We start from the raw sequence: 13051 nt of genomic DNA on the forward strand, positions 1-13051 counted from the left end.
CGGCGACGGCTAAGATCGTCGGCGGAGGCGTGCGAGTGCCTGGTGGCCTCCCCGGCCTTCAAAGCCGATGGTCCCGAGGATCTCGGGACGGCGGGTTCGATTCCCGTACGCCTCCGCGGGCCTCCGCCGGGCCCGGGCCGTCACGGCCCGGGCCCGGCGTCCTCACGTCCGCGCGGTCACCGGGCGCCGACGTAGTCCCAGGCGCGGGCGATCTCCCGCAGCTCGGGCGGGACATCGTCGGCGGGCGGCAGCGGGCGGGCCGGCTGGATCTCGCCGGACTTGAGCTTCGCGCCCCAGTCGCCGAAGGCGGCGCGGTAGGGGCCGTGGCTGAGCCGGCCGTAGTCCAGCATCCCCGGCTCCCACTCCACGCCGAGGTAGGAGCAGATCTCCGTGGTCACGCGCTCGGGCTCGGCCGTCAGCTCCTCGTACCGGACGGTGAGGCCGGAGAGCGCGTTCCTGGCCTCCTCGATGTGCTCGGCGTAGCGGAGGATCTCCGGGACGACCGTCTCCGGGACCGAGCCCTTGCGCCTGGCCAGGACCGACTCGACGATCGAGGCGGGGTGGCGGAGCAGGAAGAGGTAGCGCGCCTCCGGCCACGCGGCGGCCAGCCGGCGCCAGATCAGGGCGTTGGACGGCGTCTTCTCCACGATCTGCGTCTTGCCGCTGCGCTGGAGCTCGTACGAGAGGACGTTGTCCCAGAGCATGTACTGCAGCTCGCGGACGTCCAGCCCCAGTTCGCCCATGATGTCGTAGGTGAACTCGCGGCCCGGCTTCACCTTGAGGTGGCGCAGGTGGAGCTCGTGCGGGGCGCGGATCTTCGAGTGGCTGTTGAGGAGCACGCGGAGCAGCGTCGAGCCCGAACGCACCGAGCACAGGACGAAGACCGGCGACTCCACGATCCGGGGAACCTTCGAGGGGACGATCGCGCCCGCCTCGTCCTCGCCCGGGGGCGCGTCGGACGCCCCCTCCGGCCCCTGCGCGCGGCCCGGCGGCCGCAGGGCCGCCGCGAGGAGGGTCCCTCGGCGCTTGAGTCCGGTTGCGACCTGGTTCTTCTTCCCTGGTGACGTGCTCATGATGGGGTGCCGGATACCACTCTCTGCTGGGCGGAAGGGGTAAGGACCCAAATCTAGACGGTTCCTCGCCAGGAGGCCCATACACCTCCCGGTTCCCAGCTGAACCCCGTTCACCCGCCCGGGGCGCCGGCCGGGCTCCCCCTCGCCCGGCCGGCGGCGCCGCTACGCCTCCTTCATCGTGAAGTTGACCTGGTCCCCTTCGACGGAGGTCACGGTCACGATCATGCGGTACTCGCGGCCCGTGGCGTCGCGGACGGTGCACTCGAGCGTGGCGCCGACCTCGCCCTTGAGGCTCTCCGGGCACTCGCTGGTGGCCGGGCCGATGCCGGCGTCGTCGAACGGCGGGCCGAACTTGGCGTCGAGCTGCTCCTCGACCTTGGCCGCGGAGACGGTCTTGCTGACCTCGACGGTCTTGGAGACCTCGCATCCGGCGGTGGAGAGCACGAGGCCACCGAGCAGGACGGGCAGGACAAGGAACTTGCGCATCGGTGTCTTCACTCCTGTGTGCCAGCGGCGTCCCCCCGTGGGCCGCCTGATGCACTCTGATGATCGATCTCCCGGGCGGGCCCGGACCAGGGTGCCCGGTCCCGAGAAAAAGGGGACACAAATCAGGACGTTTCGGAGAGAACTTTTCGTTACCGCCCGGTTTCCCGGGTACGTTCACGCCATGGGGCGGATCACCGTGCGCAGGCCCGTGCTGCGGCTGAGTACCTCCGGGTCGCGCGGGCGCCGCCCGGACACGCTCGCGGTCGAGGAGCCGCTGGAGATCCGCGTCGCGGGCAAGCCCCTCACGATCACCATGCGGACGCCGGGGCACGATTTCGACCTCGTCGCCGGCTTCCTGGCTGCCGAGGGCGTCATCGGGAGCGCGGACGACCTGGCGACGATGCGCTACTGCGCCGACACCGCGGAGCAGAACACGCTGGACGTCGCGCTCGCGCCGGGAGTGCCGCCACCCGACGACTCCATGACCAGGGCTTTCACCACGACGAGCGCGTGCGGGGTCTGCGGGAAGTCCAGCGTGGAGGCGCTGCGCGCCGACCGGCCCTACGAGGTGGGCGCCGATCCGGTGCGACTCACCCCCGGCGTCCTCGCGGCGCTCCCCGGCCGGCTGCGCAAGGCCCAGCGGGTCTTCGACCGGACGGGCGGCCTGCACGCGGCGGGCCTGTTCGACGCCGGCGGCGAGCTGCTGGCGCTGCGGGAGGACGTGGGCCGGCACAACGCGGTCGACAAGGTGATCGGGTGGGCGCTGCGCCAGGGGCGGCTGCCGCTCGCCGGGACGGTCCTGATGGTGAGCGGGCGCGCGTCGTTCGAGCTGACGCAGAAGGCGATGACGGCGGGCGTGCCGGTGCTGGCGGCGGTCTCCGCGCCGTCGTCGCTCGCGGTCGATCTCGCCGAGGACGCGGGAATGACGCTCGTCGGGTTCCTGCGGGGTGAGACGATGAACGTCTACACGGGAGCCGAGCGCCTCGCCCCATAAGCGCCCACTTGTCATCACGGGGCGAAAACCAGACGGTAACTTGTTGGGTCCTTCTCAAGAAACCTGCGGCCCACTCCAGTTGACTCGTCCACCAATGGACACACGCGTGCGCGCCCCCGCGCCGCGCGCCGGCATGCGGAAGCGAGGGACGGGATGACGAGGCCCCTGACAGGCGGCGGACCGGCGTCCGGGATCGACGAGCGCCATCCGCCGATCAAGCCTCGGCGCGTGTCCTTCGACTGGTCGGAGACGCCGCTGCACTGGGTGCCCGGCGACCCGGTCGCCACCCACATCATCAACTCGTTCCACATCGTCCTGCCCGAGGGCGAGAAGTGGTTCATCCAGTGCGTCAAGGACGCCCGCCCCTACATCAAGGACGAGCGGCTCCTGGAGGAGATCAAGGGCTTCATCGGGCAGGAGATGGTGCACGCCCGCTCCCACCAGGGCGTCCTCGACCAGATCCTGGAGGCCAACGGGATCGACGTCTCCAAGATCACCGACGCGGCGGCCAAGGGCAACGCGGACCGGCCAGCGCAGATGGCGGCGCTGAAGGAGAAGAACCCGCGGGTGTGGCGGCGCCGGCTGCGCTTCGAACTGGCCGCGGTCGCCTCGATCGAGCACTACACCGCCGTCCTCGGCCAGTGGATCATGGACAACGACAGGTTCGAGAAGGCCGGGGTCGACCCGACGATGCTGGACCTGCTGCGCTGGCACGGCGCGGAGGAGGTCGAGCACCGGTCGGTCGTGTTCGACGTGTACAAGGCGGTCGGCGGCGGCTACCTCACCCGCGTGGCCGCCTGGGTGGTGTCGCTGTTCTTCCTGTACTGGGCGCTGATCGGCGGGTCCCTGTACCTGCTCAAGCAGGACCCCACGATCAAGAAGAGGGTCACGCCGCTGCGCGTGTACCGGTCGTACCGGCGGTCCGTGCGGCTGGGGCACGTCCCCGGCATCGTCCGGCTGCTGCTCGGTGAGGCGCCCGTCTACCTCCGGCCGGGCCACCACCCGTCCAAGGTCTGCTCGACGCCGCGGGCGCTGGAGTACCTGATGCAGTCCCCCGCCGCGAGGGCGGCGGGTTACGACCCCTACTAGAGTCCTCTAGACTCCCCTCACCCCCTAGCCCCTCCAGAGACACAACGACATGACACCCCCGGCGTCCCCCGTCATCCGGCGGCGGGTCCGCGGCGACGGCGTCGACCTCGCCGTCTACGAGCAGGGCGACCGGTCGCGCCCGACCGTCCTGCTCGTCCACGGCTACCCCGACACCCATGCCGTCTGGGACGAGGTCGCCGAGCGGCTCGCCGAGCGGTTCCACGTCGTCCGGTACGACGTGCGCGGCGCCGGAGCGTCCTCCAGGCCGGCCGGGCGTCGGCGCTACATGTTCGAGTACCTGATGGGCGACATGCAGGCCGTGCTGGACGCCACCGCGCCCGAACGCAAGGTGCACCTGGTCGGGCACGACTGGGGCTCCATCCAGTCGTGGGAGGCGGTCTGCACGATGCCGGACCGCTTCGCCTCCTTCACCTCGATCTCCGGGCCGTGCCTGGACCATGTGGGGCACTGGATGCGCCGCAACCTCACCCGTCCTGCGCCGTCGAACCTCCGGCGGGCGGCCGGGCAGGCGGCGCGGTCCTGGTACATCTACGTCTTCCAGACGCCGCTGCTGCCGGAACTGATGTGGCGGGCCGGGTTCTCCCGGGTGTTCACCCGCGCGCTGGAGCGGGGTGAGGGCGTCCCCGCCCGTCCCGGGCATCCGGCCGAGAGCCTGGCGCGCGACGGCGCGTCCGGGACCGGGCTGTACCGGGCGAACATGCTGCGGCGGCTGCGCGGGCCGCTCGACCGGCGGACGGACGTGCCGACGCAGGTCATCGTCCCCACCCGGGACCTGTTCGTCTCACCGCACCTGGTGGGAGGGCTCGCCGGCCGCGTGCCGAACCTGTCGGTCCGGCCCGTAGCCGCCGGCCACTGGGTGCCCCGCAGCCATCCGGACGCCGTCGCTCGCTGGATCGGCGAGCACGTCACCGGCGTCCAGGGCGGCCCGCTCTCCGCGGCCGAGTCCCGCGCGCTGCGCGGGGCCAGGGTGGCCGAGGGGCGGCGCGCCTTCGACGGCTCGCTCGTCGTCGTCACCGGCGCGGGCGGCGGCACCGGTCGCGCGACCGCGCTGGCGTTCGCCGAGCGCGGCGCCGAGGTCGTCGCCGCCGACATCGCCCCGGCCGCCGCGCAGCGGACCGCGGAACTCGCCGGGCTGCTCGGCCCGGCGGGGCACGCCTACACGGTGGACGTGACCGACCCCGCCGCCATGGAGGACTTCGCCAAGTCGGTGCTGCACGAGCACGGGGTGCCGGACGTCGTCGTCAACAACGCGGGCGCCCCCACGGCCGGGGCGTTCTTCGACCACTCCGCCGAGGACTGGAAGGCGGCCCTGGACGTCGATCTCTGGGGCGTCATCCACGGCTCGCGGCTGTTCGCCGCGCAGATGGCGGAGCGCAAGCAGGGCGGCCACATCGTCAACACCCTGTCCGCCGCCGCGTTCGCGCCGTCGCGCGCGCTGCCCGCCGCCGCCACCGGCGATGCGGCCGCGCTGATGCTGTCCGAATGCCTGCGCGCCGAGCTGAAGGGCAAGGGCATCGGGGTCAGCGCCGTCTGCGTGCCCGGCGGCGGCGCCGGGCGCGGGCCCGGCCCGGACGAGGTCGCGAAGCGGATCGTCGCCGCGGTCCGCGCCGACCGGGCCGTCGTGCCGGTCACGGCCGGGGCGAGGCTGCGCCGGGCGGCCTACCGCGTGTGCCCGCGCATCGTGCGCCTGCTGGCCCGCCGGGGCTGAACACCGCCGTCCCGGGTACCCGTAGGGCGTCGCCCACCGGGAGGGACGGTGCCCCATGGCGGAGGCCGTGGTCATCGGAGCGGGGCCCAACGGGCTCGTCGCCGCGAACGTGCTGGCCGACGCCGGCTGGGACGTGGTGGTCCTCGAAGCGCAGCCCGAACCGGGCGGGGCCGTGCGCAGCGACCGGGGCGTCCACCCGGACTACGTCAGCGACGTGTGCAGCGCGTTCTACCCCCTCGGTGTCGCGTCCCCCGCCATGCGCGCCCTCGGCCTCGAACGGCACGGGCTGCGCTGGCGGCACGCGCCCGCCGTCCTCGCGCACCCGCTGCCGGACGGGCGGTGCGCCGTCCTCGAACGCGACCGGGACGCGACCGCCGCCGGGCTCGACGCGTTCGCGCAGGGCGACGGTGAGGCGTGGCTGCGCCTCTGCAGGCTCTGGGACGAGCTGGGGGACCCGCTCCTGCACGCCCTGCTCACACCGTTCCCGCCCGTCCGCGGCGCGCTCCCGCTGGCCGCGGCGGCGCGGCGCGCGGGCGGGCTCCGCGTCCTGCGCTCGCTGCTGTCGCCCGCGCGCACGTTCGGCGAGCACGAGTTCACCGGGCCGGGCGGCCCGGTGATGCTCGCCGGCGGGGCGCTGCACACCGACATGGCCCCGGAGACGGCGGGCGGGGCGCTGTTCGGCTGGCTGCTCGCCATGATCGGGCAGCGGTACGGCTGGCCGGTGGCCGAGGGCGGCGCGGGCGAGCTGACGGCGGCGCTGGTGCGGCGGCTGGAGTCCCGGGGCGGGCGGGTCCGCTGCGGCGCCCCGGTCGCGTCGGTCGTCGTCCGCGGCGGCCGGGCGCTCGGCGTCCGCACCGCGTCGGGCGAGCCGGTGCGCGCGACCCGGGCGGTGCTGGCGGACGTGGCGGCGCCCCTCCTCTACGGCGGGCTGGTCGGCTGGCAGGACCTGCCCGGCACGCTCCGCGCGGACATGGACCGCTTCGACTGGGACCACGCCACGTTCAAGGTCGACTGGGCGCTGTCGGGCCCGATCCCCTGGGCGTCGCCCGGCGCTGCCCGTGCCGGGACCGTCCACCTCTCCCCCGGCATGGACGCGATGAGCGACTACAGCGCGCAGCTCGCCACCGGCCGCGTCCCGGCCGAGCCGTTCGCGATCCTCGGGCAGCTCACGACCGCGGACCCGTCCCGCTCCCCCGCCGGCACCGAATCGGCCTGGGCCTACACGCACGTCCCCCAGCGGGTGAAGGCCGACGCGGGGCCGGACGGCATCACCGGCATCTGGGACGAGCGCGAACGGGCCGCCATGGCCGCGCGCCTGAAGGACGCCCTGGAGCGTCTGGCCCCGGGCTTCCGCTCCTTGATCGCCGACCGCCGGATCACCGCCCCGCCCGCGTTCCGGGAGCACGACGCCAACCTGCGGAACGGCGCCCTCAACGGCGGCACCGCGATGCTCCACCAGCAGCTCGTGTTCCGGCCCGTGCCCGGCCTCGGCCGCGCCGAGACCCCGGTCGCCGGCCTGTACCTGGCGTCCGCGTCCGCCCATCCGGGCGGCGGCGTGCACGGCGCGTGCGGCGCGAACGCCGCCCGCGCCGCACTGGCCCACGCCTCCCCCGCGGGCCGCCTGCTGACGCCCGCCCTCGGCGCCCTCGGCCGCCTGCTCGCGCCGTAGCCTCTCCAACCGCGAGGTTTACCGCCGCGGGGTTTTCCCCGGCGCCGGAACGTGCGACCTTTGCAGAAAGCCCGGCGACCGGCCCGCCCCCGGCGGGCGTCGCCCCCCGGGCACCCGAACCGGCACCGGAGCGTGACGAATGCGGATTCGCGACATCCTGCGGAGGAAGGGAGACGCGGTGGCCACGGTGCGGCCCGAGGCCACCGTGCGGCAGCTGCTCTCCGTCCTGGCGGAGCACAACATCGGGGCCGCGGTGGTCTCGCCGGACGGCACGTCGATCGCCGGCATCGCCTCCGAGCGCGACGTCGTGCGGTCGCTGCACGAGCGCGGCGCCGCGCTGCTCGACCGCCCCGTCTCCGACATCATGACCGCGGAGGTCCGCAGCTGCGGCCCGTCCGACAAGGTGGAGGACCTGCGCCGCGCCATGACCGAGCACCGGTTCCGGCACGTGCCCGTCGTCGAGGACGGGCGGCTCACCGGCATCGTCAGCATCGGCGACGTGGTCAAGAGCGCCATCGACGAGCTCGAGAGCGAGCGCGAGCACCTGGTCGACTACATCCAGCGCGCCCCCTAGCCGGCGCGAACGCCGCTCCGACAGCGCTCAGAGGGCGCTCAGACGTAGGCGGGGAGGGACCGGGTCGCGGGGGCGGACTCGGCCTCCCGGTGGGCCAGCGCCAGGCGCTCGACGGCCGTGCGCAGCGTCTCCGGGGGCAGGACGTAGGGCAGCCGGACGTAGTCCTCCAGCACGCCGTCGACGCCGAAGACCGGGCCGGCGACGACGCGGAGGCCGAGCCGCTCGGCCGTCTCGGCGAGCGGGGTGGCGATCGGCGCGCCGAGCCGCGCCCACAGCGACATGCCGCCCGCGGGCAGCCGGAACTCCCAGCCGGGCAGCAGCGCGCGCAGCGCCCCCGCGAGCGCGTCGCGGCCGCGCAGCAGGCCCTCCGCGCGCTCGGTGCGCACCTCCGCCACCCGCAGCAGCAGCTCGCGCACGATCAGCTGCTCCAGCACCGGGCTCGCCATGTCGAACGGCTCGCGGGCCAGCACCAGCCGGCGCGCCAGCGGCGCGGTCGTGCGGATCCACCCGATCCGCAGGCCGCCCCAGAACAGCTTCGACGCCGAGCCGATGGTGATGACCCGCCCGCCGGAGTCGAAGGCCGCCAGCGGCGGCTCCCGCGGCGCGTCGAGGTCGTGCGCGAGGTCGGCGAAGGTCTCGTCGGCGACGAGGAACGCGTCGGCGCGGCGGGCGGCGTCCACGAGCGCGGCGCGGCCGGCGGCCGGCATCAGGTGCCCGGTGGGGTTCTGGAAGTCCGGGATCGTGTAGGCCATCCGGACGGCCGCCTGCCGCATCGCGCCGGCGGCGAGCTCGACGTCCCAGCCCTCGTTGACGCCGACGGGGACGAGCCGGGCGCCGCGGCGCCGCAGCGTGCCGAGCGCGTGCGGGTAGGTGGGACGCTCGATCATGACGGCGTCCCCGGGCTCGATGAGGGTCTGCGTCAGCAGCGTGAACGCGTGCTGCGCGCCGGTGGTGACGACGATCTGGTCCGGGCCGGTGGGGACGCCGCGCGCGGTGTACCCGTCGGCGATGATCCGGCGGAGGCCCAGCAGCCCGGCGGGCTCGTAGCCGGGGCCGGAGCTGTAGCGGGGCAGCTCGTCGACGGCGGCGGCCACGGCCTCCCCGAAGATCGCCGGGGCGGCGGGGGTGGCGCAGCCGAGGTCGATGAAGTCGGCGTCGTCGGGCGGCGGGTGCGCCTTGCCGAAGCGCGCGCCCGCCTGCGCGGTCCGCGGATCGGCGGACGACATCCGCACCGGGGGCAGCACCGTCCAGCTCCCCGCGCCCTGGCGGCTCTGGATGTAGCCCTCGTCGCGGAGCCGGTCGTAGGCGGCGGTGACCGTGGTCCGGCTGACGCCGAGGGCGGCGGCCAGGTCCCGCTCGGCGGGCAGCCGGGTCCGCAGCGCGAGCCGCCCGTCGAGGACGAGGCCGCGCACCGACCGGGCCAGCGCGCCGTAGACGGGGCGCTCGCCCGACACGTCGCCCACCAGCCGCGCCAGGTGCTGCCCGCTCACATATCGAGTGCTCACGCAAACCACTTTCGCACATTGGACCTATCATTACCAGGCCACTTTCCGTCAGAGTGGATCGATAGCTGGCCGATCGTTGCGAGGAGTAGGTAAATGGCCTTGATGGTGCGCCGCCTGGTGCAGCTCTACGCGGGATTGGCCTTGTACGGGCTCGGGATCGCCCTGCAGGTGTCGTCGGGCCTCGGGAACGGGCCCTGGGACGTCCTCCACGAGGGACTGTCGCGCCGCCTCGGCCTGTCGATCGGCGCCTGGGTCGTCATCGCCGGCGCGGTGGTGATGCTCGCGTGGATCCCGCTCCGCCAGCGGCCCGGGATCGGGACGGTCAGCAACGCCCTGCTCATCGGCGTCTTCGCCGACCTGTTCCTCTGGCTGCTGCCCGCGCCGGAGGCGGCCGGCGCGCGCTGGGCCTACCTGATCACCGCCGTGCTGGTCGGCGGCTTCGCCACCGGCTGCTACATCGGCGCCGGGCTCGGCCCGGGGCCGCGCGACGGCCTGATGACCGGGATCGCCGCGCGGGGCCACTCGCTCCGGGCGGTCCGGACGGGGATCGAGCTGACCGTGCTCGCCAGCGGCTGGCTGCTCGGCGGAACGGTCGGCGTCGGAACGGTCCTGTACGCGGTCGCGATCGGCCCGCTCACGCACGTCTTCCTGCCCGCGCTGACCATCCGGCCCCGGACCCCCGAGGCGACGCCCGAGACGGCACCGGCCGAGACGGGCCCGGCGGCGCAGGCGGAGCCCAGCCGCTCCTGACCCGGGATCAGCGGGCGAAGAGCCGGACGGCCTGCTCGGCCAGCGCGGCCAGCAGCGGCGCGGCCCCGGCCTTGAGCCCGGCCAGGTCGCGGGGGCCGTCGGCGATGCTGAACGCGGCGGTGAGCCCGAGCGCGTGCAGTTCGTCCAGCGGCCCGGCCACCCCGCCGGCCAGGGCGACGCACGGGACGCCGCGCTCCGCGGCGAGCGCGGCGACGGCGGAGACGACCTTGCCCGCCGCGCTCTGCCCGTCCACCCGCCCCTCCCCGGTCAGCACCAGGTCGGCGCCGTCGAGGGCGGCGGGAAGGCCGACGGCCTCGGCCACCAGGGGCGCGCCGGGGGACGGCTCGGCGCCGAGGAGGCCCACGAGGCCGCCGCAGGTGCCGCCGGCCGCGCCCGCCCCGGGCAGGTCGTGGACCCGGACGCCCGAGTGGGCGGCCAGCACGTCCGCGAACACGGTGAGGGCGGCGTCCAGCTCCCGCACCTGGGCGGGGGACGCGCCCTTCTGCGGGCCGAACACGGCGGCGGCGCCGGCCGGCCCGACGAGCGGGCTGGTCACGTCGCAGGCCACCCGGAAGCGGGTGGCGCGCACCGCGTGCGGCAGCCGGGAGCCGTCGATGCGGGCGAGGCGGGCGAGCGCCGCCCCGCCCGGCGGCAGCTCGGCGCCCGCGGCGTCCAGGAAGCGGACGCCGAGGGCGCGCAGCAGCCCGGTGCCGCCGTCGGTGCTGGCGCTGCCGCCGACGGCGACGAGGACCTCCCGGGCGCCGCGCCGGACCGCGTCCGCGATCAGCTCGCCGGTGCCGGTGGTGTCGGCGCGCAGCGGATCGGGCGGGACGTCCGCGACGAGCGGCAGCCCGGACGCCGCGGCGAGTTCCACCACGGCGGAGCGCCCGTCGCCGGAAAGCGCGTAGCGCGCCGCCACCGGCCGCCCGAGCGGGTCGGTGGCGGCCGTCTCGACCAGCTCGCCCGCGCGGGCGGTGCGGAAGCAGTCCAGGGTCCCCTCGCCGCCGTCCGCCATCGGCACCGCGGTCACCCGGGCGCCGGGCACGGCGCGGCGGACGCCCTCCGCGACGGCGGCGCAGACCTGCGCGGCGGACAGGCTGCCCTTGAACGAATCGGGCGCTACGACGACCCGCACCGGCGGCCCGCGCTCAGTGTTCCGCGGCCAGCGTGGCGAGGACCGAGGAGAACTCCTCCGGCAGGACCAGGGAGTCGCCCTCGTAGCGGGTCTCGAGGTAGGTCAGCTCCCCGCCCCGCCACCAGTACAGGTGCGGGCTGAGGGAGCCCGGCCCCTCCTCGTAGGCGCGGTGCGCCTGGGCCTGCAGTTCGTTGGCCGCGGCCACCGCGGCGCGGTAGCGGGCCCTCGGGCACCCCTCGTTCAGGCGGAGCGGGTGGGCGACGATGAGGCTGCGGTTCGGGGCGATGACCAGCGCGCCGTACGGGCCGATCGAGAGGTACTCCTCCAGCCAGGCCAGGTGGGTCACGGCGTAGAACGTCCAGCCGTGCAGGACGGAGACGCGGACGCCGCCGAGGTCCTGCTCGTCCACCTGGAGCGGCCCGTCGCCGCGGACGTTGGCGCGGCCGAGCATGAACAGCGCGTCGCCGGAGACCGGCCAGCCGTTCATCTCCTCGGTGCTGACCGTCCGGACCGACGTGGGCGTGTCGACGACCACGACCTCGATCAGGCCGGGCGCGAACGGCCGGGCGGCCAGGACGCCGTTGTCGGCCTCGGCCGGGTAGATGCGGGTGCGCAGCAGGTGCTGGGCGAGGTCGAAGTCGCTGAGGTCGAGCGGCTCCTCCATCGCGGTGACGATCGTGGTGACGTGGTCGGAGACCAGCGCGGGCCAGTCGTCGCGGGGCACCAGCCGCGCGAGCTGCCGCAGGTCGCGCATACTGACCGGCAGCCGCTTGGCGCCCTCCAGGATGACGACCTCGCCGGGCGCGTGGTGGCAGGAGTAGCCGAGGCTCTCGGCCACCAGGACGAGCAGCGAGTCGAGTGTCCCGTCGTCCCATGGGTCGGGGCGGGCGTGCCGGCCGCTCATCGTGCACCTCCCGGCGCTCGGAGGGTGAGCGCGGCCGCGTCCGGCGCGGCCGCGTCCGTGCCGCCGGTCACCGCGGCCGTGTCCAGGACGGCGGGCGCGCCGAGTTCCAGGGTGCGCTGGTGGGGGCCGTGCCCGGCGGGGACTCCCGCCAGGACGGGGACGCCGAGCGGCCCGAGCCGCGCGGCGAAGACCGAGTCGAGCTCTTCGGGGTCGCCGCAGTTCCGCCAGGTGCCGAGGGCGATGCCCGCGGCGGCGTCGAGCCGGCCCGACTGGAGCAGCTGGACGAGCATGCGGTCGACCCGGTACGGGGCCTCGTCCACGTCCTCCAGGAAGACGATGTGGCCGGCGGCGGGCGGCGGCGCGTACGGGGTGCCGAGCAGGGCCGTCAGGAGCGACAGGGTGCCGCCGGTGAGCGGTCCTTCGGCGCGGCCCGGCCGCAGCGCGTGCGTGCCGGGGAGGGCGACGGTGCCGCCGAACAGCGCGGTGCGCAGGCCGTCCAGTGTGGCGGAGCCCTCCCCCGCGTCTGCACTTGTGTCTGCGTCGGCGGGGGCCGGGCCGAGGTCGGCGAGCACCCCGGCGGGCATCGGGCCGAAGGACGTCGTGACGCCTAGGCGCGTTCCAAAAGCGGCGTGCAGGGCCGTGACGTCGCTCGATCCGTGCAGGATCTTCGGGCCGCGGGCGGACCCGGCGGCCTCGTCCGACGCGGCGCGCAGGGCGTCCCAGTCGAGGTGGTCCAGGACGCGGGTGGCGCCGTAGCCGCCCCGCGCGCAGACCACCGCGCGGACGCGGGGATCGCACCAGGCGGCCTGCAGGTCCGCGGCCCGGTCGGCGTCGCTTCCGGCGAGCCGGTGCCAGCCGTCCCGGACGGGGCCCGGCGCGCCGAGGTTGACACGGTCGAGGGCGTGCTTTCCGACCACCGCGTCAAGACCGAGGTCACGGAGGACGGCGCAGCCGGCCTCCAGCCGGGCGGGCGCGGCGGGGCCGCTGGGCGCGACGACGGCGACCCGGTCGCCGGGGCGCAACCGCCCGTACCTGCGGGTATGTCGCGTTCGCGGTCGTCCGCCGGGCATGCCGACGGCGGGCGCGTCGGCGGTCCCTTCGACCGCCTCCGCGCGGGCGCCCCCGCTTCTCAACCCGATCCCT

12 protein-coding genes and 1 tRNA gene are annotated in these 13051 nt (G+C 75.2%); 7 read left to right on the forward strand and 6 right to left on the reverse strand.

Going from position 1 to position 13051, the window contains the following annotated elements; translation table 11 throughout:
* The first annotated feature begins 23 nt into the window (after positions 1 to 23).
* A tRNA-Sec gene (locus IEZ03_RS06050) sits at positions 24 to 117 on the forward strand.
* Positions 118 to 176: 59 nt separating this feature from the next.
* Here the strand turns inward: IEZ03_RS06050 and IEZ03_RS06055 are convergent.
* On the reverse strand, positions 177 to 1073 hold the full coding sequence (locus IEZ03_RS06055) for a sulfotransferase family protein (protein WP_184884818.1): 897 nt from the start codon (positions 1071 to 1073) through the stop codon (positions 177 to 179).
* Between the two features lie 162 nt (positions 1074 to 1235).
* Entirely contained in the window at positions 1236 to 1559 is a 324-nt protein-coding gene (locus IEZ03_RS06060) for a DUF4333 domain-containing protein (RefSeq protein ID WP_184884820.1), read from the reverse strand.
* Positions 1560 to 1740: 181 nt separating this feature from the next.
* Between IEZ03_RS06060 and fdhD the strand changes: the two genes are divergently transcribed.
* The 5 genes from fdhD (at position 1741) to IEZ03_RS06085 (ending at position 7614) form a co-directional block, all read left to right on the forward strand.
* Complete coding sequence (gene fdhD, locus IEZ03_RS06065) at positions 1741 to 2553, forward strand: formate dehydrogenase accessory sulfurtransferase FdhD (protein ID WP_184884821.1); 813 nt, start codon at positions 1741 to 1743, stop codon at positions 2551 to 2553.
* 153 nt (positions 2554 to 2706) lie between these two features.
* Complete coding sequence (locus IEZ03_RS06070; protein WP_184884823.1) at positions 2707 to 3642, forward strand: metal-dependent hydrolase; 936 nt, start codon at positions 2707 to 2709, stop codon at positions 3640 to 3642.
* 49 nt (positions 3643 to 3691) lie between these two features.
* Positions 3692 to 5371, forward strand: a complete 1680-nt coding sequence (locus IEZ03_RS06075) for an SDR family oxidoreductase (RefSeq protein ID WP_184884826.1) — start codon at positions 3692 to 3694, stop codon at positions 5369 to 5371.
* Between the two features lie 55 nt (positions 5372 to 5426).
* The gene (locus IEZ03_RS06080; RefSeq protein ID WP_184884827.1) at positions 5427 to 7040 is read left to right on the forward strand and encodes a phytoene desaturase family protein; all 1614 of its coding nucleotides are present in this window, start codon (positions 5427 to 5429) and stop codon (positions 7038 to 7040) included.
* Between the two features lie 139 nt (positions 7041 to 7179).
* Positions 7180 to 7614 (forward strand): CBS domain-containing protein, encoded by a 435-nt coding sequence (locus IEZ03_RS06085; RefSeq protein WP_184884829.1) that lies wholly within the window; start codon positions 7180 to 7182, stop codon positions 7612 to 7614.
* A gap of 38 nt (positions 7615 to 7652) precedes the next feature.
* On the opposite strand, the gene yczR is transcribed toward IEZ03_RS06085, so the two are convergent.
* Entirely contained in the window at positions 7653 to 9119 is a 1467-nt protein-coding gene (yczR, locus tag IEZ03_RS06090; protein WP_229808052.1) for a MocR-like transcription factor YczR, read from the reverse strand.
* A 93-nt stretch (positions 9120 to 9212) separates the two neighbouring features.
* On the opposite strand from yczR, the gene yczE reads away from it, so the two are divergent.
* The gene (gene yczE, locus IEZ03_RS06095; protein WP_184884831.1) at positions 9213 to 9869 is read left to right on the forward strand and encodes a membrane protein YczE; all 657 of its coding nucleotides are present in this window, start codon (positions 9213 to 9215) and stop codon (positions 9867 to 9869) included.
* Positions 9870 to 9876: 7 nt separating this feature from the next.
* On the opposite strand, the gene IEZ03_RS06100 is transcribed toward yczE, so the two are convergent.
* From IEZ03_RS06100 to IEZ03_RS06110, 3 genes are read right to left on the reverse strand one after another with little or no spacing between them, the layout of a single operon-like run.
* On the reverse strand, positions 9877 to 11004 hold the full coding sequence (locus tag IEZ03_RS06100) for a glycerate kinase (protein WP_184884833.1): 1128 nt from the start codon (positions 11002 to 11004) through the stop codon (positions 9877 to 9879).
* A gap of 13 nt (positions 11005 to 11017) precedes the next feature.
* Positions 11018 to 11908 (reverse strand): DUF1444 domain-containing protein, encoded by an 891-nt coding sequence (locus tag IEZ03_RS06105; protein ID WP_184884835.1) that lies wholly within the window; start codon positions 11906 to 11908, stop codon positions 11018 to 11020.
* Positions 11905 to 13041 carry a S66 peptidase family protein gene (locus tag IEZ03_RS06110; RefSeq protein WP_229808053.1) on the reverse strand — a complete coding sequence of 379 codons (1137 nt, stop codon included), beginning with the start codon at positions 13039 to 13041 and terminating at the stop codon, positions 11905 to 11907. The genes IEZ03_RS06105 and IEZ03_RS06110 overlap by 4 nt, the downstream gene beginning before the upstream one ends.
* Between the last annotated feature and the right edge of the window lie 10 nt (positions 13042 to 13051).

The organism is Actinomadura livida (assembly GCF_014648675.1).
GTDB classification, from domain to species: Bacteria; Actinomycetota; Actinomycetes; order Streptosporangiales; family Streptosporangiaceae; genus Spirillospora; species Spirillospora livida.